We start from the raw sequence: 20,473 nt of genomic DNA on the forward strand, positions 1-20,473 counted from the left end.
CCCGGGCCCCGAAGGCCGGGGCGCGGCCGGGGTGTACGTCGTCGCGGTGTTGGTCAGGAAGTTCCACCGGCACTCCTCGCAGAAGGGCGCGCCGCCCTCGCGGGGCGTGCGGCACTGCGGGCAGAGTTCCGGCTCGGCGGCGAGGTGCGGGCGTCCACCGGGACCCCCGGGGCCTCCGGGACCGCCCGCGCCCGGAGGCGGGGGAGGCGAGCCGGGCGGCGGGTATCCGTAACCGGCGCCCGGGGGCGGCGGTGGTGGCGGCGGGGGTACGGCACCGGCCATACGGTGACCGCAGACCTCGCACCAGTCGTCGGAACCCGACTGGTGTCCGTTCGGGCAGGTCGGCATGTCGGCGCTTCCCCCTCTCCTTTCCGGCCCTTCGGCCGGTTCCTGTGGCCGCGACGGGCCGGTGTGGCCGGTACTGTCCGGATCCCCGGTGGGGGAGCCAGGCTCATGTGCAGCGGTGTTACCGGTTGTTTCTACCTACTTCTTTACACGAACAGTCTTTGTCGACCGCGTTTCGAGAGTCATCTCGTCGGCCTCCGTGACCTTCGCCTTCAGTCGCACAGTACCTGTCGCCGCGTCGACCACGTCCACCACCTTCGCAAGCAGTTTCGCAGTATCCGCGTTCCCTGACGCGCTGGCGAGCTGAACGGCCCGTCCCAGCTTGGCCGTTGCTCCGTCGAAATCACCGGATTTACGAGCATCCAGCCCCTGTTGGATGACTTGTGCCAGTTCGGCCTGCCCTGTGTAGTGCGCGACCTGGGGGTTGATCGACGTGGACGCGACCATGTCGTCGGTCCACACCGCCTTCACCAAACCCTGGGCGCCGAGGTTCTGCGCGGTGCCGTCGGGCTGCGGAATGACGAGGGAGACGCGGGCGGCCAGCATTTCCTGGCCGAGGGACGCGGCCGGGACCTCGACGCACACGTGGTAGTCACGGGACTCGTCTCCCCACGAGCCGGTCGGGTAGTCCCCGGCGCGCGGCCCGGCCTCGGTGCGACGGTCGGTCAACTGCTCGACCGTGGGCGCCACTTGCTTCACGAACTTGATCTGTGTGCCGACCGGGGTCCACAGCCGCAGGGCTACGTCCGCGACCTCCTTGCCCATGGCCGCCTCCATCATCTGTGTGAAGTCGGCGGCAAGGGCGGCCGGGTCGGCGACGATGTCGGCGGTGCCGAGCAGCGCGGAGGCGATCCCTGTGACCTCCTTCACCTCCCAGTCGGTGCCCACTCCACGCGCGTCACAGGTGAACCGTCCGGCACAGGCGTCCAGGGCGGCCTTCAGGTCCTCCGGCGACTCGTGCTCGTTGCGGCCGTCGGTGAGCAGGATGCCGTGGCGTATGGCGACGTCCGCCGAGGCGAGCAGCCGGTCCGCGAGCTTCAGCCAGGTGCCGATGGCGGTGCCGCCGCCCGCGCTGAGCCTGCGCAGCGCCTGCTTGGCCTGGTCCCGGGTGGCGGAGTCGGCGACCGCGAGCCGGCCGACGCCGGGGTAGACCTCCCGGGCCACATGGGTGCCGTCGATCACCGCGAAGTGGACGCCGTCCCGCAGGGTGTCGATCGCGGCGGCCGTGGCGTCCCGGGCGTTGCGCATCTTGGTCGGCGGGTAGTCCATCGACCCCGAGCAGTCGACCATGAGGGCCACGGCGGCGGACGGGCCCTGGCCGGGCGAGTAGAGGTGCGGCGCGGCGACCGCGCCGCCGATGGTGCCGCCGCCGGTCGCGCTGACCGTCACGATGGCGTTGACCTCGCGGCCGCCATCGGGCAGGTACTCGTTCTGGTACACCTCGACCGAGAACTGCGGCACGTTCGACTTCGAGAAATTGGCCATGCCTACTCTGATCCCCCTAGCGGCCCCACAGCACGTGGGGTGATGACTGTGCGTGCCCGTACCCGGACCGGTCCCCTCCGGTCCGTCGGCTCTTCCCCTCCGGCCGCCGAGGCGCCCGCGAACACCCCGCCCGCGCGCACCCTCAGGCCGATCCTGCCCCCTGAGGAGGGGCGGGGAACGGCAGGACGGCCACTGTTACGTTGTCGTGGCCACCGCCGTCGAGGGCCCGGCCGACCAGGACCTGCGCGCAGTGCAGCGGCCGCTCGGCCGCGTCCAGGGGCACGGCCTCGGCCATCTCCTCGGCGGCCTCCGCGTAGTTCCACAGTCCGTCGGTGCACACCACCACTACACCCGGCCGGTCCGGTTTGAAGGAAGCGGTGTGCGGCTCCAGTTCGTACGCGTCCGCGCCGAGCCAGCCGGTGATCGCGTGGGCGCGCTCGTCGGCATACGCCTCGGCCTCGTTCATCAGTCCCGCGGACACCATCTGTGCCGCCCACGAGTCGTCCTCGGTGAGCCGGGCCGGGGGTGCGCTCCGGTCCACCGGGACCCAGTAGGCGCGGCTGTCGCCGACCCAGCCGACGACGAGCAGGCTCGGGGTGACGACGGAACCGACGATGGTGCACGCCGGCGCGTTCTGGTGCGGGGCGTGCTCCTGGGCCGTCTCCGGCTCCTCCGCCAGGGCGTTGACGGCGCCTGCGGCGGCGATGATCGCGTCGTGCATCGCCTGCTGCGGGTGGGTGCCGCGCGGCAGGGAGTCCAGGAGCGTCTCGCCCGCGGCGCGGGCGGCGGCGAGCGAGGCGTCGTCGGGGCGGGTCGCGGAGGACACGCCGTCGCAGACGATCGCGACGACCGCGGGGGAGCCGTCGGGCAGCGCCGTCGAGGAGATCGCGAACGCGTCCTCGTTGCGGTGGTGGCGCAGGCCCCGGTCGCTGACCGCGGCGACCGCGCCCAACTCCAGTTCCATGTGATCGCGTTCGCGCGGCTGGGCGTGCCCGCAGTTCTCGCAGTAGCCGTCCCGGTCGACATGACCCGCGCGGCAGGCCACGCACACCTTCGTGCCGGCCGGCGGGGTGGCGAGGTCGGCGGTGCGCGGGTCCGGCGGCTGGGGCGCGGCCAGCGGGTACTCGTCGGGCTCGCGGGGCCGGTCGAACCGTACGCCCCGCCCCGGGCCGGGCAGCTCGCCGCCGCCGGAGTCGGTGCCCTGGAGGTCGGTGGGACGGACCACCGGCGGGGGCGTGTCGGAGCTCGGCTCCGAGGCGATGGGCCAGTCCACGGGCGAGGCCTCGTCGGGCGCGTCACCCGCCGTCCCGTTCATCGTGACGGTCGGCTGGTCCTCCGGCGGCGCGGGCACCGCTGAGAGGTCGTGGCCGCACGCACCGCAGAAGCGGTCGTCCGAAGCGAGGGGCCACTCGCAGATCGGGCACTTCGTCAGCGCGGTCGGCTGGGGCATCTGCGACATCAACTACACCCACGTCCGGGGGCGGTAACGGTTGGCACGTTCCACCAGGTCGATCCTCTCCTCGCCGCCTTGGGCGAGCCGGGCCAGTGTGCGGTACGACCGCTCCAGTCCGAAGCGGAGGCCGCGCTCGTCCAGCGCGCTGCCGAGCAGCACCCGCCCGCCGGCCGGGGGCGCGGCACCCTGGCCCCCGGAGAGTACCCAGTCCAGGGCGCAGCCAAGGACCTCTGTGGACAACTGCTCGCGGCGCACCGCGTCCAGACCGTACCCGCCGAGCGCCTCGACCTGCCCGGCGGCAGCGGTCAGGTCGTCCAGGAACGGCGCGTCCGGCGCGGCTCCGGACGACACGGTCCCGGACGACACGGTCCCGGACGGCGTGATCCCGGACGGCGTGGTCCCGGATCCGAGTGTCGCCTCCGTACGGTGTCTGAGCCGCGCCCGTACGGCGGCGACCCGGGCGGCGGTGTAGTGGATGGACGCCTCCGGTACGGACTCGAGGGTATGGACGGCGTTCTGCCGGTCCCCGGCGGTCAGCCGCACCCGGGCGAGCCCGAACGCGGTGCTGACGAAGCTGGGGTCGGTCGTCCACACCAGGCGGTAGTACTCGGCGGCGTTGTCCAGCTGCCCGAGCACCTCGGCGCACAGGCCGAGTGCCAGCTTGGGGGCCGGCTCGCCCGGGAAGGCGTCGTAGATCGCGTCGAAGGACAGCGCGGCGTTCTCGTGGTCGCCGGTGGCGAGCGCGGCCACGCCCCGGTACCAGACCACCCGCCAGTCGTCGGGGTGGTCCCGCTCCAGGGCGTCCAGGGTGGCCAGCGCGATGGTGAACTCGCCCATCTCCAGCCGGGCCCGCAGCTCCCGCAGCCGCAGTTCCAGCGAGCCGCTGGGGGCCGAGTGCAGTGCCGTGATCAGTTCGGTGGGCGCGGAGGCGATGAGCCCCGCCAGGAACCCGGCGTTCGGGTCCCCGGGGTCCACCCGCGGGACGGGCAGCGCGAGGGCCGCGGCGGCGGTGTCCAGCTCCCTGGTGAGCCGGGCGGGGACGGCCGCGCCGCCGGTCAGCAGAGCGGGCGTATTGGAAGTCGAACCTCCGGTCCCCGTAAGTGATCCGGAAGGCGAACCCCCGTTCCCGGCAAGTGAACCGGAAGCCGAACCACCGTTCCGGGCGGCCACCACCTTGCCTCGCCGGAGCCCCTTCCCCACAGGAACCACCCGCGTCCCCAGCCGGGAGACGTCCCCGTTCAGCTTCGCGAACAGTTCCGTGTCCGTGACCCTCACTTCGGGGCCGAAGATCGTCGACAGGGCGGGGCGCGCCCGGCCCGTCTGGAGGGACACGACCTCCCGCAGCACCCCCGTGAGCTGCTCCGACATCTCCTGCGCGGAGGCGAACCGGCGGGCCCGGTCGGGGTCGGTGGCACGTACCAGCAGACGGTAGAAGGACTCGTACTGGCGGAAGACCTCGATGTTGTCGGGGTCGGGCAGGGAGTCCACGAAGACGTTCGTGTAGCCCTGGAAGTCGAAGGTGAGGACCGCGAGCGTACGGGCGACCGTGTACAGGTCGGAGGCCACCGACGGGCCCACGTCGGCGACTTCGGGCGCCTGGTAGCCGACCGTGCCGTAGATGGCCGACTCGTCGTCGTCCATCCTGCGCACCGCGCCCATGTCGATCAGCTTGAGCTGGTCCTCGGTCTGGATCGCGTTGTCGACCTTGAAGTCGCAGTACAGCAGGTTGCGGCTGTGGAGGTGGCCGAGCGCCTCCAGGGCCTCGATGCCGTACGCGCACGCCTGCTCGACCGGCAGCGGGTCCCGGCGGCCGTCCGTCGTGCGGCGGTCGTTGGCGATCTCCTTGAGGGACTTGCCGCCGACGTACTCCATGACGATGTACCCGTCCAGCGAGCCGGTGCGCTGGTCGAGGTGTTCGACGAAGTTGTAGATGCGGACGATGTTGGAGTGCTCGATCTCGGCGAGGAAGCGGCGCTCGGAGATCGCGGCGGCCATCGCGTCCTGGTCGCCGGTGTCGAGCAGGCCCTTCAGCACGACCCACCGGTCCGACACCGCCCGGTCGATGGCCAGATAGATCCAGCCCAGACCGCCGTGCGCGAGACAGCCCACGACCTCGTACTGGCCGCGCACGATGTCGCCCGAGTGCAGCTTCGGCACGAACGAGTACGGGTGGCCACACTTGGTGCAGAAGCCCTCCGTGCGCCCCGGCCGCTCACCGCGCGCCCGCCCGACCGGCGCCCCGCAGTCGGAGCGCGAGCAGAACCGCTTCCGCTCGGGCACCTCGGCGGTATCCAGCACCATCGAGCGCGGGTCCGGGCGCGGCACGTCCGGGACCTGGACGAGACCGACGCCGAGCCGGGCCCGTCCCGAGGAGCCGGCGGTCTTGCCGGAGCTGCGCACCGACACCGAGCGGCCCGTCGACCTGCCCGACAGGGCGCGCGAGAGCCGGCCGGAGACCGAGCGCCGGGACTGCGAGGAGCGCGCGGACGAGCGCGAGGAGCGTGAACTGCTGGAACCGGAGCCGCGCGAGCCCCGGCCGCCTCCGGTGATGCCGGTGGGCGGGGAGTTGACCATGCCGCTGGCCGAGACGACCGGCGCCAGACCACACTCGTCGCAGTACAGCTCGCCGCCGCCCACGTCCTCGTACGATCCCGAGCAACCGGGCCGCTGACACGACTGCTGCGGAGCCTCTTCGCCTGTCCGACCTTCGCCCGTCAGGCCTTCCTCCGTCTGACTCACGATTCCTCCTCCCTCCGGTCCTGGGGTCCGCGCGGGGCGGGCACCGAGGTGCCCAGCAGTTCGGCCGCCGCGTGCTGGTAGCGCAGCACCGCCATCTCGGCGACACGCAGGTCGCAGGGGGCGCTCCACAGCATGCGGCGCGCCGCGTCGTACCGCTCGACCAGCAGTGAGTCCTCCGCGAAGCCGTGCCGGGCGACCTTCGCCTTGTACGCGTCGAGCCGGCCGCGCAGCTCCGCGCGGACCGCCAGCGGTGCGGTGACCGACGTCAACGACTCCCGGGCGCGCAGCAGTTCGTCGTCCGCCTTCTGCTCCAGGGACTCCAGCAGCGGGGACAGCCGGTGCCACTGCGCGCGTCTGCGGTACTCGGCCGCCATCGCCAACTGCTCCTGCAGCACCGTCGGCGGGCCGCTCACCACGGGCACCTCGGTCGCGGCGATCTTCGCCAGCACCTCACCGCGCGCGCTGCGCGCCTCGGCGAGCGTACGGTCCGCGCGGCTGAGCACGTCCCGCAGCTTCACCAGCCGTGACTCCGCGTCCTGCCGGACCGTCAACACGGCGTCGATCTCCCGCCGTACGTCCTCCAGGGACCGCGCCTCGCGGTCGTACGTCGTGGTGTCCGGGCGGCCGCCGCCGGGCGCCGAACTGCCCGGCGCGGGGACCCAGAAGGCCAGCGGGTCGGAGATGACCTGCTCGCGGAGCCGGGTCAGGGTGCGGGTGATCCGCTCCAGGTCGTCGCCGGCCGGGTGCTCGCCGGGGCGCACGCCGACGGAGTGGGCGAGCTGGCGGGTGCGCTGGAGCTCGGCGGCCAGTAAATCGATCCGGGCGGGCAGCGCGGACCACACCGCGTCGGCGGCCACGACCATGTCCAGCGAGGACGCGTACAGGTCGTTCATCCGGTCCACGAGCGTGACGAGCGAGAACTGCTCGCTGAGGCGGGTCCCGCCCTGCAGCGTCGGCGCGTTCGCCATCGCCGTCGCCGAGCCGGCGACCGTGACGGCCTCGCCGCGCAGCAGCTCGGTCAGCTCCACCAGGTCCTCACGGCTGGACCAGCGGCGCCGCGAACGGATCTCCCGGGCGGAGCGCAGCGCGTCCGCGTACGCGTCGAAGTACGCCCACAGCAGCGTGATCGACGCGTCCGCGGACGTCCAGCGCTCCTTGGTGACGCCGGTCAGTTCGGCGCCTTCGAGCAGCCTGCGGCCCGCGTGGTCCTGCAGGGCGAGCAGCGAGGTCTCGATGGCCTCGTGCTCCGCGCCGAGCCGCGCGAGCGCACGGTCCACCTCGTCCCGGTCCATCACCGGCCCGGTGGATCCCGCGACGCCCATCGATCACCTCTCGCTGCTGTCGGTGTCCGTCAGTTGAAAGCGGTCCTTGTACGTCAGTCCCTGTACGTCAGTCCCTGTACTGCTGGGGGGAAAGCGGTCGGGACTTCTCCGAATCCCCGACCATCGTGGCGGACAGCCACTTGGAGTACGAGTCCTGCCAGCCGTCCTTGAGATAGTCCACCAGCACCTGGTTGACCCGGCGTACCAGATCGTCCGCCTTCAGATTCATCGCCACGCCGTAGTACTCGGTGGTGAACGGCTCGCCCGTCAACTTCACCGTCGGATCCTGTGCCGCCTGGCTCGCGGCGAGCGCGCTGTCGGTCACCACCGCGTCGACCTCGCCGAGCTGAAGCCTTACCAGGCAGTCGAGTTGATTGGGCGGGTTGACGGACGTGATGTCGGCGGAGGCGGGCAGCTTGCCCGACTTCTGGTCGGCGTCCAGAGTGTCCAGAGCGGTGGAGCCGCTGGCCGAGCAGATCTTCTTGTCCGCCAGCGTCCGGTCGTAGCCCTTGATCGTCGAGGACCTGGGGGTCAGGACCTGCTGTCCGGTCTTGAAGTACGGCTGGGAGAAGGCGACTTCCTGCATGCGCTTGCAGCTGATCGTCATCGTGCGGACCACCATGTCGACCTCCCTCTTCTGGAGGGCGGGGATGCGCTGGTTCGTGGGAATCGCCCTGAAGCGCACCTTGTTCGGGTCGCCGAGTATCTCTTCGGCGATCCGGTGCACGATGTCGATGTCGAAGCCCTCCAGTTGGGCGTCGTCGTTCGTGCTGTTCGGGTCGCGGTAGCCCCAGCGGTAGCTGTTCTGGTCCACGCCGACCGTGATGTAGCCGTTCTTCTCGATCCTCGCGATCGTCGTGCCGGACTCGTCGGAGGAGGGCCTGAGGCTCTGGTTCTCCGGGTCCTTCATGGTGTCGCACTCGTCCGCCCGCGCCTGCGTGCCCCGGGCGACCCCCTGGCCCCCGGTGCCAGTGGCGCCGTCGCCGCGTGTGCCCTTCACCGGCAGCACCAGGGCGAAGACCAGGGTCAGGGCGCAGAGGGCCGCCATCGCGCCCACACCGCCCCAGCCCCTGAGACCGGCCCGCAGGCGTCGTACCGCATTCATCGCTCCCCCTTCCACCGTGTCTCCCCCCGCCGTCGTCACCGGTACTCCGAAAGCCTGCGTCCGATGCCCAGCACCGCGCCCGCCGCGCTCAGTACGGCCAGCACCGCGGCGCCCACGGGAAGTCCGAGCATCGCGTCGCGGCCGCCCTGGGCCGCCAGCTCGAACTCCCTCTCCTCATGCTTGCTCGCGGCGTCCAGGTTGTCGTCGACCTCGTCGAAGCAGTCGCCCGTCGGCTTGTCGCCCTCTCGGCATTCCGCCGTCGCGGCACCGCCGATCACCTGGCTGAGGGCGCACTGGTAGTCGCCCTTCTCGTCGGCCTCGCGGGCGTTCTGGTGCCGGTCCAGCCACTCCTTCATGCCGGCGTCGGCGGCTTTCAGGGGCTTCTCGCCGCTGTCGTCGTCGGCGAGGCCCTCGGCGGCGGCCAACTGCTTCTTGAGCTCGGCCATACTGGTGTCGAATTGGAGGTCGAACTTGTCCACGACCTCGTCCTTCGCGTTCTTGGTGGTCTCCGCGCCCCGACTGATCAGAGTCAGGTTCTCGTTACCACGTGCGGTGAGGGAGGCGATGCGCGCGTCGTTCAGCACGGTCAGGGACCGCACGCCGTTGTCGTAGGAGTCGTTCAGCCCCGAGCGGGCGACGGTGTGACCGACGGTCAGCCACAGCAGGACGACCGTGGAGGCGGCCGTCGCCGCGACCAGGCCGTGGTTCAACACTCGGTTGGTGCGCTGGTAGTTGCGGCGCTGGGCCCAGCCGAGGCCACCGATGGCGAGGATGCCGAGAGCGATCGCGACCCACGGATACGACGTGGCGTCCGCGTAGTCGTCGCGGAGCCGTTCGTTCTCGTTGTCGTAGACCTTCTTCGCCTTCGAGAGCATGTCGTCCTGCATCTTGTCGTTCGCGTAGCGCAGGTAGGCGCCGCCCAGCGGGTAGCCCAGCCGGTTGTTGGCGCGTGCGCGCTCGACAAGTCCTTTGTACTCCGGCAGCAGGGCGTTCAGTTCGGAGACGAGCCTCTCCGACTCCGAGCCGGGCTCCGAGGCCGAGGCGGCGATCGACAGGTTGTCGGCGGCCTCCTTGATCTCGCGCTCGTATCTCTCGCGCGACTCCTCCGTCTCCTGGCCGCCCGCGAGGAAGCCGCTGGAGGCCGCGGTGTTGGCGTCGGCGAGGGAGCTGTAGATGCGGGCCGCGGAGGAGCTGAGGGGCTGGCTGCCGTGGAGCACGTCGTCGGCGGCGGCCGAGCGGTCGTTCATCTGCCAGGCTGTGACGGAGCCGAACGCGACGACCAGCAGGGCGAGCACGGCGCCGATGATGCGCAGCCGACCGGGCTCGGTGGTCGCGGCGGCGCGCAGCTGGTCGACGCCCTCCGCGAACGCCGTCCGGCGGGGCGGGCCGCCGTCCGGGACCGGGGGCGGCACGGGGGACCTCGGCGCGCGCGCGGCCTGTGGCGGCACGACCGGGCCCGGGCCCGGGCCCGCGGGTGGTGCCGTCGGTGCCGCGCTGCCCTCCGGCGTGAATGTCACCTGACCTCCCCCTGGTCATCCGTCCATCACTTCCGCCCGCTCGCACGGACAGAGGTGCACGGCCGCAAGTATCGCCGTCGGGACTGACATCGCACAGACTTTGACTCGATCTTGTTCCCCGATCGTGTCCGTACGTGCTGTGCTTGTCGAATTCCGGCGCAGCACAAGGCTTCCCGCACCACCGCCTGCCCATGAATACGCGCTCCGGTCGGGTTCGGTTCCCTGGGGTCGAACGCGTTCGAGGGGGAGATTCGAGGGGTGGTGCGAGACGCCGGGTCACCCTCCTTCGTAGTGCGCCCGCACGCGCGCGTGCACGGTTCTCGGCGCGCCCACGTGGTCGAGGCCGAGCAGCGCCGCGCCCAGCACCGGGGCGGCCGTGACCACCCGGGGGACGGCCTTGGGCGCGGCGGCGGCCAGCGCCTCGCGGATCCGGGCGTCGAGGAGGGGATGCCGGGCGGCGAGAACGCCGCCGCCGAGGAGGACGGGGGTCTCCTCGCCGAGGAGGTCCAGGCGGGTCAGGGCCACCGTCGCCATGGCCACCACCTCCTCGGCCATGCGGTCCACCAGCGAGCGGGCCACCGGGTCGCCGGCGGTCGCCGTGGCGAAGAGGACCGGGGTGAGTTCATGGCGGCGGACGGCCGGGATGTGCTCCAGGTGCAGGGCCTCGACCAGGGCGTACACGGAGTCCAGGCCGAAGTGCGCGGGCAGCGTGTCGGCGAGGGCCGTGGGCCCGCCCCGGCCGTCCTCCGCGCGGGACGCGTGCCACATCGCCTCCTCGGCGAGGCCCCAACCGCCGCCCCAGTCACCGGAGATGCGTCCGAGCGCCGGGAAACGGGCGGTGCGGCCGTCAGGGCGCATGCCGACGCAGTTCACGCCGGCGCCGCACACCACGGCCACGCCCCGGGGCTCCGCCACGCCGGCCCGCAGGATGGCGAAGGTGTCGTTGCGGACCTCGACGGTCGTGCCCCACGCGCGCGTGCGCAACGCCGCCGCCAGCCGCTCCTCCTCCACGGGGAAGTCGGCGTTGGCCAGACACGCCGAGACATGGTCGACCGAGCCGACCCCGGCCTCGGCGAAGGCCTGCCGTACGACCTCCGCGAGGCCGTCGACAGCCGTGATCACCCCGACCGTCGGCGGCTGGAACCCGCCGCCGCGCGCCGCGCCCAGCACCTCCCCGTCCGGGGCGATCACGGCGACGTCGGTCTTGCTGTTGCCCGCGTCGACGGCGAGCACGCTCCCGCGCCCACCGTCGCGCCCGCGCACGCCCGCGTCCGAACCCGTGCGTACGCCGTCGGCCGAACCCGCGCGTGCGCCGTCGGCTGATCCCACGCATACGCCGTCGGCTGATCCCAAGCGCACGCCGTCGGCCGAACCCGCGCGCACGCCGTCGGCCGAACCCGCGCTCACGCCGTCGCTCACGCGGTTGCTCACGCCCTCGCTCACGCCCACGCGAGGTGCTCCCGGTTGTGTGCGATCAGCCGATCGGTGAGGGCCTCGGCGTACTCGTACTGCCCGATCAGGGGATGGGAGAGCAGCGCCCGGAACACCCGGTCCCGGCCGCCGCGCAGGGCCGCGTCCAGGGCCAGGTCCTCGTACGCGGTCACGTTCGCCATCAGGCCCGCGTACAGCGGGTCCACGGTCGGCACCGGCAGCGGTGCCGCGCCCTGCTTGTTCACGGCGGCCTGCACCTCGATCACCGCGTCGGCGGGGAGGAAGGGCAGTGTGCCGTGGTTGAGGGTGTTCACCACCTGGTACGGGCTGCCCCCGTCGCCCAGCAGCGAGGCGGCCAGGTCGACGGCCGCCTCCGAGTAGAAGGCCCCGCCGCGCTTGGCGAGCAGCGCGGGCTTCTCGTCGAGCGCCGGGTCGGCGTACATCTTCAGCAACTGCCGCTCCATCGCGGCCACTTCGGCGGCACGCGAGGGCTTGGTCGCCAGCTCCCGTACGACCTCGTCGTGGGCGTAGTAGTAGCGCAGGTAGTAGGAGGGGACCACGCCCAGGCGGTCCAGGACGGGGCGGGGCAGCCGCAGGTCGGCGGCGATGCTGTCGCCGTGGTCGGCCAGCAGTTTCGGCAGGACGTCCTCGCCGTCGGGGCCGCCGAGGCGGACACCGGTCTCCCAGGTGAGGTGGTTGAGGCCCACGTGGTCGAGGTGGACCTCGGCCGGGGTCACACCCAGGTGCGCGGCGAACTTCCGTTGCAGGCCGATCGCCACGTTGCACAGGCCGACCGCCTTGTGGCCGGCCTGGAGCAGGGCGCGGGTCACGATCCCCACCGGGTTGGTGAAGTCGATGATCCAGGCGTCGGGGTTGGTACGGCGGACCCGTTCGGCGATGTCCAGGACGACCGGGACCGTGCGCAGCGCCTTCGCCAGGCCACCCGCGCCGGTGGTCTCCTGGCCGACGCAGCCGCACTCCAGCGGCCAGGTCTCGTCCTGCTCCCGGGCGGCCTGGCCGCCGATGCGGAGCTGCAGGAGGACGGCGTCGGCGCCCTCGACGCCCCGGTCCAGGTCGCCGGTGGTGATGATCCGGCCGGGGTGGCCCTGGCGGGCGAAGATCCGGCGGGCCAGGCCGCCGACCAGCTCCAGCCGGTCGGCGGCCGGATCGACGAGCACCAGCTCCTCGATCGGCAGTGTGTCCCTGAGCCGGGCGAACCCGTCGACGAGTTCGGGTGTGTAGGTCGAGCCTCCGCCGACCACAGTGAGCTTCATACGTGGATCAACCCTTTACTCCGGTCAGGGTGACGCCCTCGACGAACGCCTTCTGCGCGAAGAAGAACACGAGGATCACGGGGGCCATGACCAGCACGGTCGCGGCCATGGTCAGATTCCAGTCGGTGTGGTGCGCGCCCTTGAAGGACTCCAGGCCGTAACTGAGCGTCCAGGCGGCCGGGTTCTCGGAGGCGTAGATCTGCGGGCCGAAGTAGTCGTTCCAGGCGTAGAAGAACTGGAAGAGGGCGACGGCCGCGATGCCCGGCTTGGCCATCGGCAGGACGATCCGCAGCAGGGTGCGCAGTTCGCCGCAGCCGTCGACCCGGGCCGCGTCCAGGTACTCGTTCGGGATGGTCGTCAGGAACTGCCGCAGCAGGAAGATGGAGAACGCGTCCCCGAACGCCATCGGGATGATCAGCGGCCACAGCGAGCCGGACAGGTCCATCTGCTTGGCCCAGAACAGGTACATCGGGATCACGACGACCTGCGGCGGCAGCATCATCATCGAGATGACCAGCATCAGCGCCAGATTACGGCCCCGGAAGCGGAACTTGGCGAGCGCGTACGCCACCGGGATCGACGACACGACGGTGAGGACGGTGCCGAGGCCGGCGTAGATCAGGGTGTTCTTCCACCAGGTCAGGAAGCCGGGGGTGTCGAGGACCTGCCGGTAGTTGCTCCACTCCCAGGTGTCCGGGACCAGATCGCGGGTGAGCGCCTGCTGGCCGCTCATCAGCGAGGTCAGGACGACGAAGACGAAGGGCAGGGTGAAGAAGAGCGCGGCGGCCACGCCCAGGGAGTGGACGGCGATCCACTCCAGGAGCGCCCGGCGGCGGGCGGTCCGCTCACTCGCCGGGGCGGCGACCGGCGCCACGGGCTTGTCGAGTACTTGGGTCATCAGTCACCCGCTCCGATCAGTCCGCCCCGGCGCCGCATCAGCAGCGCGGTGAACACCATCGACAGGGCGAACAGCACGAGGGCGACCACACAGGCGGAGCCGTAGTCGAAGCGCTGGAAGCCGAGGTTGTAGACGAGCTGGGGCAGTGTCAGGGTCGACTTGTCCGGGTAGCCCGGCTCGAACTGCTGGCCGGAGCCGCCGATGATGCCGGAGGCGACCTTCCCGGCCACCAGGGGCTGCGTGTAGTACTGCATCGTCTGGATCACGCCCGTGACCACGGCGAACATCACGATCGGCGAGATGGTCGGCAGCGTCACGAATCGAAACCGCTGCCAGGCCGACGCCCCGTCCAGCTCGGCGGCCTCGTACTGCTCCTTCGGTACGTCGAGCAGCGCGGCCATGAAGATGACCATCAGATCGCCCACGCCCCACAGCGCGAGCGCGGTGAGCGCCGGCTTGGACCAGGCGGGGTCCGTGAACCAGCCGGGCGTCGGCAGGCCCAGCCCGTCGAGGACGGAGTTGACCGGCCCCGTGCCGGGGTTGAGGAGGAAGACGAAGGCCAGCGTCGCGGCGACCGGCGGCGCGAGGTACGGCAGATAGAAGAGGGTGCGGAAGACGCCCGCCCCGGTCTTGATCTTCGTGATCAGCAGACCGACGCCGAGCCCGAACAGCACCCGGCAGGTCACCATCACGAGGACCAGCCAGAGCGTGTTGCGCAGGGCCGGCCAGAACAGCGGGTAGTCGTTGAAGACGTAGGACCAGTTGCCCAGGCCGCGGAAGACCGGAGTACCGAAGCCGTCGTACTTCATCAGTGAGAAGTACACGGTGGACACCAGCGGATAGGCGAAGAAGACGCCGAACCCGATCAGCCAGGGTGACAGGAAGGCCACCGTCCGAAGCGCCGACCGGCGGCGCTTCGAACGGAGCGTGTGCGTGGACACGCGCAGGGAGTGCGTGGACATCGGACGGATACCGCTACTTCGCCTGCGCGATGTCGGTGTCGATCTGCGCCGCGGTCTTCTCCAGACCCTTCCGCAGATCCGTCACCTTGCCGGACTCGTACTGGTAGCCGAAGTCCTGGAGCGTCGTCTGGTACGTGGAGCCGTTGATGGAGGCCGGCGGGGTGTTCGAGTGTGTGTTCTGGGCGATGTCCAGGAACGTCTGGAAGCCCTCGTCCACCGTCAGGTCGGGCGACTTCAGGGCCGCGAACGTGGACGGCACGTTGTGGATGGCGTTGGCGAAGGATACGACGGCCTCGGTGTCGGTCGTCAGGTACTTCACCAGCTCCCAGGCCGCGTTCTGCTTCTGGCTCTGCGGGGCGATGCCGATGATCGTGCCGGAGAGGAAGCCCTTGCCGTACTCGTCCACCTCGTCGTCGGCCACGGGCATCGGCGCGGTGCCGATCTCGAAGTCGGTCCCGGCGTCCTTCGCCATCCCGAGCCGCCACTCGCCGTCCAGCTGCATGGCCACCTGGCCGGTCTGGAACGGGTGCTTGGCGCCCCACTCGTCACCGAAGGTGTTCCGGTACTTCTCCAGCTTCGCGAAGCCGCCGAGCGAGTTCACCAGGCTCTTCTGGTATGTGAACATCTCCGCGAACGCAGGGTCCTCGGAGATGTTCGACTTGCCGTCCGCGTCGAAGTACGCGTGGTCCCACTGCGACATGTAGTGGTCCACGACCGTCTCGTAGCCGTGGTAGTTCGGCATGAACCCGAGCTGCGAGTAGCTGTCGCCCTTGGTCTTGGTCAGCTTCTTCGCGACCTCGGCGAACTCCGACCACGTCTTCGGCGGCGACTTGATGCCGGCCTTGTCGAACGCGTCCTTGTTGTAGTACAGCCCGTACGCGTCACCCAGCAGTGGCAGCGCACAGCGCGTGCCCTCGAACTGCGTGTAGTCCAGCATCGGCTTCGGGATGATCTTGTCGAGGTCGAGCTTCGACTTCTCGATGAAGGGCTTCAGGTCGAGGAACGCCCCCGACGAACAGAACTTGCCGATGTTCGACGTCGTGAACGACGACACCACGTCGGGCCCGCTCGAACCGCCCGCCCGCAGCGCCTGGTTGAGCTTGTCGTCGTTGATGTTCCCGACGACCTTCACCTTGATGTTCGAGTGCTCCTTCTCGAACCGGTCCACGTTCGCCTGGATCGCCTTCACCTCACCGGGCGCGCTCCACCCGTGCCAGAAGGTGATCGTCGTCTTGGCGTTCGGGTCGTCGGAGGCGGTGCTGTCGGCCTGACCGGTGCAGGCGGTGGCGAGGAGAGAGAGGGAAGCGGTGACGGCGAGCGCGATAGCCGCTTTCTTGGATATTCCGGACATGGCGGGGTCTCCTGAGGGAGGGATGGGGTGAGGTGAGAGGAAGGGGCGCGCCCGGGCGACCCGGGGGCGCGGGGCTGTATCGATCTGCGGCTCCGCCGCGTGGGCGCGACCAGCCGCAGACGGCCCGCAGCTTCTGAATGATCAATCAGCGCGAGGTGTCAAAGACTTCGTCACGGGTGGTGGCGAGCGCACTCTCCAACGCCCCCCGCAGCACAGGGTGTTCACGTACGTCGCCGAGCACGAGCCGCGGCCGGGAGGCAGCCAGCTCCGCCAGCTCGGCCTCGACGAGCGCCCGCAGCGGCTCGCCGCCGGCGGTCAGTGCCGTACCGCTGAGGACGACGAGTTCGGGGTCGAGTACGGCGATGAGCGAAGCGATACCCGTGGCGAGCCCCGTGGCATAGGTGGCCAGAAGTTGTCGGTGGGACCCGGAGTCGACATCGGCGGCGGCCCGGGCGACGAGCGCCGCCGCGACCTCGGCGTACGGCCCCTCCGGCACCGGAGAGATGCCCAGCTCACGGGCGAGCCGGGGAATGATCTGCGAACCGGCGAGTTCCTGGTAGCCCCCGCTGTTCGCCTTGGTGACATGGCGGACCAGCGGCACACCGGGAACCGGCAGGAACCCGACCTCGCCGGCGCCCCCGGTGAACCCGCGGTGCAGTCGTCCGCCCAGGACCACCGCGGCGCCGAGACCGCCCTCGTTCCACAGCAGCACGAAGTCGTCGTGGCCCTTGGCCGCGCCCAGCCGTTGTTCGGCCAGAGCGGCGAGGTTCACGTCGTTCTCGTACTCCACCGGCATCGGCAGCGCGGCGGCGAGTTCGTCGAGGAGGGCGGGGGAGTGCCAGCCGGGCAGGTGCGAGGCGTACCGCAGCCGCCCGGTGTTGGGGTCGAAGGCGCCGGGCGTGCCGATGACCAGTCGGCGCACGTCGGACCGGACGAGCCCGGCGGCCTTGACCGCCCCGTCGAGGGCGGTGGTGACCTGGCGTACGACGGGTTCGGCGGGGCGTCGTCCGGGGGTGGGGACGGCGTACTCGCCGACCGTGCGGCCGGTGATGTCGGCGATGGCGGCCAGGACGCGTTCGGGGGTGACGTCGAGGCCCGCGGCGTACGCGGCGGTCGGGTCGACCGCGTAGAGCTGGGCGTTGGGGCCGGGTCGGCCCGCGCCGGAACCGCTCTCGCCAGGGCCGCCGGTGCCGGGCCCTTCCGTGCCGGTGCCCGTGGCGATCACGAGGCCGGCGGCTTCGAGGCGGGCCAGGAGCTGCGAGGCGGTCGGCTTGGACAGCCCCGTCAGTTTGCCGAGCCGCGTCCGGGAGAGCGGCCCGTGCTCCAGCAGCAGGTCGAGCGCGGCGCGGTCGTTCATGGCGCGCAGTACGCGGGGGGTTCCTGCCATGGGTCCGCCACCTGCCCAACTGTTAGGAAAGTTTCCTGTCGGATGCCAGGACGATAGGACTAGACCAGGTGAGCGTCAATATCCGGCCAACAAAAAACCGCCCCCGGCAACGGAGTCGTTACCTGGGGGCGGGGCCGGCACCGCTGGAGGCGGTGCCGCTTCACATCACTTCACGTCACTTCACGTCGACGAAATCCGCCGCGGACGTGACGGCCGCCGTGGTGGACGTACCCGCGAACTTGTAGCGGTACGAGCCGTCCTTCGACGCCTTCACGGTGGTGGACAGGGCGCCGGCCGTGCCGGAGGTCACCGTCTTCACGTCCGTGTAGGCGGTGGCGCCCTTGGCCTTGAACTGCAGGGTCGCCTTCTGGCCCTTGTAGCCCGCGTAGCTGCCGGTGTTCCAGTCCGCGCGGGTGAGCTTGCCCTTGACGGTCAGGGTCCTGCCCTTGACGACCGGCTCCGGGGTGGCGTTGACGGTGGCCTTGGCGAGCCGCTGGAGCTTGGCGGCGCCGAGGTTGCCCCAGATGTCGGACCCGATGTGGAAGCTGATGTGGTCGTCGGAGTCGTCCTCGTCGATCGCCGTCTCGCCGTAGAGGGCGGCCGCCTTCCAGGTGGTGGCGTCCGCGCCCTCGAAGAGGTGCTCCCGAGGATCGATGGTGAGCTTCGTCGAGCAGGACTCGGTCACCGTGGTGTCGGTTGTCGCCGTCGTGGTGCAGGTGGGCTTCCTGGGGGAGCCCTCGATGGCGTTGGTGGGCTCCGCGAGCGTGCCCCGGTAGAGGGCGATGCCCAGGAAGTTGTTCTTGTAGTCGATGGCGAGATCCGACGGCCGCGTGACGCTGTACGTGACCGGCACGGTCACCTTGGCCTTGGTGCCGACCACGATCGGCTTGCCGTTGTTGACCGTGACGGCGCCGAAGGTCAGGTCCGGCGAGTCGGCCAGCGCGGCGGGCGCGGCCAGGCCGGTGAGAGCCAGGGCGCCGGACATGGCGGCGCCTATGGCGAGCTTGCGCATGAGTCCCCACATTCGAAGCGGGCCCCTGGGCGTTGCGCTCCAGAACAAGGGCCCACTGTTGAAGTGACACTAGGCGATCACGCTTGTGGGGGGAACGCGGGGTACCTGTGAAGACGGTAACGAATGCGCAGGTCAACCGGATGTGGGCGTTCCGGGTGCCCCGTGAGGGGGCACCCGGCCATGCAAAAACCCGGACCGTCAGGCGGAGATGCCGTCGATCCGGGCCATCGCGTCGTCCGCGCCGAACGGCTGCAGGTAGGGCAGCCAGCGCGGGTCCCTATGGCCGGTGCCGATGATGCGCCAGGCCAGCCCCGAGGGCGGAGCGGGTTTGTGGCGGAGCCGCCAGCCGATCTCCACGAGATGGCGGTCCGCCTTTACATGGTTGCAGCGGCGGCACGACGCGACGACGTTGTCCCAGACGTGTTTGCCCCCGCGACTGCGCGGGATGACGTGGTCGACGCTGGTTGCGACGCCACCGCAGTACATGCACCGGCCCCCGTCGCGGGCGAACAGTGCCCGACGGGTCAGAGGAACGGGCCCCCGATAGGGAACCCGGACGAATCGCTTGAGCCGGACCACGCTGGGTGCGGGGACTGTGACGGTCGCGCTGTGCAGATAGGCGCCGGATTCTTCCAGGGAGACCGCCTTGTTCTCCAGGACGAGGACGAGCGCGCGGCGGAGCGGTACGACACCGAGCGGCTCGTACGACGCGTTGAGGACCAGGACGTGCGGCACGGATGCCTCCTTGTACGCCGGCGGCGCGTGGCTCGCGCCGTGGACGATCCGTAGTCAGTCTCCCCTCATGCCTGGTGGAAGCGCCACCATGTCCCGGTAACGGGCCGGGAGTGTTTTCGACCACACCCTGATTCATCCCCCACAGCGTGCGCCCTTCACTCCCTGGTGAGCGCCCTGGCTCCCTCGAACATGGCGACGACCTCCACACGATGCCCCGTTAGTGTGGTGGGTCTGCCCGTCCGGTGACCCTTCCGTGACCCGACGGATCTTGACCGCCGTACCGGAGGGCAGATAACGCACCTGGAGGTATCCGCCGTGTCGTCCGTTTCTTCCCTGTCCCTCCTACTGGCCGCCGCCTCGCCGTCGCCGTCCCCCTCGGAGACGTCGACGACACCGGCCGTGCCGTCGCTGGAGGATGCCCAGGAGAGCGCGACCAACGCCGCCAGCTGGGTGGAGGAGAACTGGTCCACATGGCTGGCCATCGGTCTCCGCGTCCTGCTGATCATGGTGATAGCGGCGGTGCTGAGAGTGATGGTCCGGCGGGCGATCACCAAGCTCATAGACCGGATGAACCGCTCCGTGCCCGGCGTCGAGGGCGGCACTCTCGGCGGTCTGCTGGTCAACGTCGAGCGTCGCCGCCAGCGCTCCCAGGCCATCGGCTCGGTACTGCGCTCGGTGGCGTCCTTCCTCATCATGGGCACCGCGGCCCTGATGGTCCTCGCCACCTTCGAGATCAACCTCGCCCCCCTGCTGGCCTCCGCCGGTGTCGCGGGCGTCGCCATCGGTTTCGGTGCCCGGAACCTGGTCACGGACTTCCTCTCCGGCGTCTTCATGATCCTTGAGGACCAGTACGGCGTCGGCGACACCGTCGACGCGGGCGTCGCCTCCGGCGAGGTCATCGAGGTCGGCCTGCGCGTCACCAAGCTGCGCGGCGACAACGGCGAGATCTGGTACGTCCGCAACGGCGAGGTCAAGCGCATCGGCAACCTCTCCCAGGGCTGGGCCACGGCCGGCGTCGACGTCACCGTCCGCTACGACGAGGACCTCGACAAGGTCCGCCGCACCCTCCTGGAGGTCGGCGAGGCGATGAGCAAGGAGGACCCCTGGAACGAGCTTCTCTGGGGCCCCATCGAGGTCCTCGGCCTCGACGACGTGCTCCTGGACTCGATGGTCGTCCGCGTCTCCGCCAAGACCATGCCCGGCAAGGCCCTGACCGTCGAGCGCGAACTGCGCTGGCGCATCAAGAAGGCCTTCGACGCCGCCGACATCCCCATCGTCGGCGGAGTCCCGGCCCTCGCGGCCGACAACCCGGACGCAGACCCGACGGCCGGCATGGCACCCCCGTCGGCCTACGCGTCCAGCACGTCACCGCAGTCGGAGCGGGCGACGCCGATCGCGCCTTCGGGGGTGCCGAAGTAGCGCGAGGGCGCGTACGCGGTTGTGCACGATGCAGTCTG

General features: G+C 70.6%; 15 protein-coding genes and 1 pseudogene. 1 reads left to right on the forward strand and 15 read right to left on the reverse strand.

Annotated features, from left to right (window positions below; translation table 11 throughout):
* The 15 genes and pseudogenes from ACFU53_RS36520 to ACFU53_RS36590 form a co-directional block, all read right to left on the reverse strand.
* Window positions 1-348 (reverse strand): annotated as a pseudogene (locus ACFU53_RS36520) (FHA domain-containing protein); the annotation flags it as partial.
* A gap of 135 nt (window positions 349-483) precedes the next feature.
* Window positions 484-1,830: a VWA domain-containing protein gene (locus ACFU53_RS36525; protein WP_384002561.1), complete on the reverse strand. Its 1,347-nt coding sequence runs from the start codon at window positions 1,828-1,830 to the stop codon at window positions 484-486.
* A gap of 142 nt (window positions 1,831-1,972) precedes the next feature.
* A complete protein-coding gene (locus ACFU53_RS36530; RefSeq protein WP_384002564.1) occupies window positions 1,973-3,292 on the reverse strand; it encodes a PP2C family serine/threonine-protein phosphatase in 1,320 nt (439 codons plus the stop codon).
* On the reverse strand, window positions 3,293-6,022 hold the full coding sequence (locus ACFU53_RS36535; protein WP_384002567.1) for a tetratricopeptide repeat protein: 2,730 nt from the start codon (window positions 6,020-6,022) through the stop codon (window positions 3,293-3,295).
* Window positions 6,019-7,344: a hypothetical protein gene (locus tag ACFU53_RS36540; RefSeq protein ID WP_384002570.1), complete on the reverse strand. Its 1,326-nt coding sequence runs from the start codon at window positions 7,342-7,344 to the stop codon at window positions 6,019-6,021. Before ACFU53_RS36540 ends, ACFU53_RS36535 begins: the two co-directional genes overlap by 4 nt.
* A 67-nt stretch (window positions 7,345-7,411) precedes the next feature.
* The gene (locus ACFU53_RS36545; protein WP_384002573.1) at window positions 7,412-8,449 is read right to left on the reverse strand and encodes a glutamate ABC transporter substrate-binding protein; all 1,038 of its coding nucleotides are present in this window, start codon (window positions 8,447-8,449) and stop codon (window positions 7,412-7,414) included.
* 35 nt (window positions 8,450-8,484) lie between these two features.
* Complete coding sequence (locus ACFU53_RS36550) at window positions 8,485-9,966, reverse strand: hypothetical protein (protein ID WP_384002576.1); 1,482 nt, start codon at window positions 9,964-9,966, stop codon at window positions 8,485-8,487.
* A 276-nt stretch (window positions 9,967-10,242) separates the two neighbouring features.
* Window positions 10,243-11,199 (reverse strand): N-acetylglucosamine kinase, encoded by a 957-nt coding sequence (locus ACFU53_RS36555; RefSeq protein ID WP_384002599.1) that lies wholly within the window; start codon window positions 11,197-11,199, stop codon window positions 10,243-10,245.
* Between the two features lie 206 nt (window positions 11,200-11,405).
* Entirely contained in the window at window positions 11,406-12,671 is a 1,266-nt protein-coding gene (locus ACFU53_RS36560) for a 6-phospho-beta-glucosidase (RefSeq protein ID WP_384002579.1), read from the reverse strand.
* A gap of 7 nt (window positions 12,672-12,678) precedes the next feature.
* On the reverse strand, window positions 12,679-13,569 hold the full coding sequence (locus ACFU53_RS36565) for a carbohydrate ABC transporter permease (protein WP_384002583.1): 891 nt from the start codon (window positions 13,567-13,569) through the stop codon (window positions 12,679-12,681).
* Complete coding sequence (locus ACFU53_RS36570) at window positions 13,569-14,510, reverse strand: carbohydrate ABC transporter permease (RefSeq protein WP_384002603.1); 942 nt, start codon at window positions 14,508-14,510, stop codon at window positions 13,569-13,571. The genes ACFU53_RS36565 and ACFU53_RS36570 overlap by 1 nt, the downstream gene beginning before the upstream one ends.
* A 34-nt stretch (window positions 14,511-14,544) precedes the next feature.
* Entirely contained in the window at window positions 14,545-15,882 is a 1,338-nt protein-coding gene (locus ACFU53_RS36575) for an ABC transporter substrate-binding protein (protein ID WP_384002586.1), read from the reverse strand.
* Between the two features lie 145 nt (window positions 15,883-16,027).
* A complete protein-coding gene (locus ACFU53_RS36580; protein ID WP_384002589.1) occupies window positions 16,028-17,269 on the reverse strand; it encodes an ROK family protein in 1,242 nt (413 codons plus the stop codon).
* 175 nt (window positions 17,270-17,444) lie between these two features.
* Window positions 17,445-18,281 (reverse strand): hypothetical protein, encoded by an 837-nt coding sequence (locus ACFU53_RS36585; protein ID WP_384002592.1) that lies wholly within the window; start codon window positions 18,279-18,281, stop codon window positions 17,445-17,447.
* 198 nt (window positions 18,282-18,479) lie between these two features.
* Entirely contained in the window at window positions 18,480-19,016 is a 537-nt protein-coding gene (locus ACFU53_RS36590; RefSeq protein WP_005479438.1) for an HNH endonuclease, read from the reverse strand.
* A gap of 315 nt (window positions 19,017-19,331) precedes the next feature.
* Here ACFU53_RS36590 and ACFU53_RS36595 point away from each other — a divergent pair, with 315 nt between their 5' ends.
* The gene (locus tag ACFU53_RS36595; protein WP_384002596.1) at window positions 19,332-20,435 is read left to right on the forward strand and encodes a mechanosensitive ion channel family protein; all 1,104 of its coding nucleotides are present in this window, start codon (window positions 19,332-19,334) and stop codon (window positions 20,433-20,435) included.
* Window positions 20,436-20,473: the final 38 nt, after the last annotated feature.

Source organism: Streptomyces sp. NPDC057474, from assembly GCF_042802555.1.
Lineage (GTDB): Bacteria > Actinomycetota > Actinomycetes > Streptomycetales > Streptomycetaceae > Streptomyces.

What these genes read in the sequence shown, in the direction of transcription:
- ACFU53_RS36540 (WP_384002570.1), bottom strand. Translation starts at nt 7,344, where the DNA reads ATGGGCGTCGCGGGATCCACCGGGCCGGTGATGGACCGGGACGAGGTG.
- ACFU53_RS36565 (WP_384002583.1), bottom strand. Translation starts at nt 13,569, where the DNA reads ATGACCCAAGTACTCGACAAGCCCGTGGCGCCGGTCGCCGCCCCGGCG.
- ACFU53_RS36580 (WP_384002589.1), bottom strand. Translation starts at nt 17,269, where the DNA reads ATGGCAGGAACCCCCCGCGTACTGCGCGCCATGAACGACCGCGCCGCG.
- ACFU53_RS36575 (WP_384002586.1), bottom strand. Translation starts at nt 15,882, where the DNA reads ATGTCCGGAATATCCAAGAAAGCGGCTATCGCGCTCGCCGTCACCGCT.
- ACFU53_RS36560 (WP_384002579.1), bottom strand. Translation starts at nt 12,671, where the DNA reads ATGAAGCTCACTGTGGTCGGCGGAGGCTCGACCTACACACCCGAACTC.
- ACFU53_RS36525 (WP_384002561.1), bottom strand. Translation starts at nt 1,830, where the DNA reads ATGGCCAATTTCTCGAAGTCGAACGTGCCGCAGTTCTCGGTCGAGGTG.
- ACFU53_RS36585 (WP_384002592.1), bottom strand. Translation starts at nt 18,281, where the DNA reads ATGCGCAAGCTCGCCATAGGCGCCGCCATGTCCGGCGCCCTGGCTCTC.
- ACFU53_RS36545 (WP_384002573.1), bottom strand. Translation starts at nt 8,449, where the DNA reads ATGAATGCGGTACGACGCCTGCGGGCCGGTCTCAGGGGCTGGGGCGGT.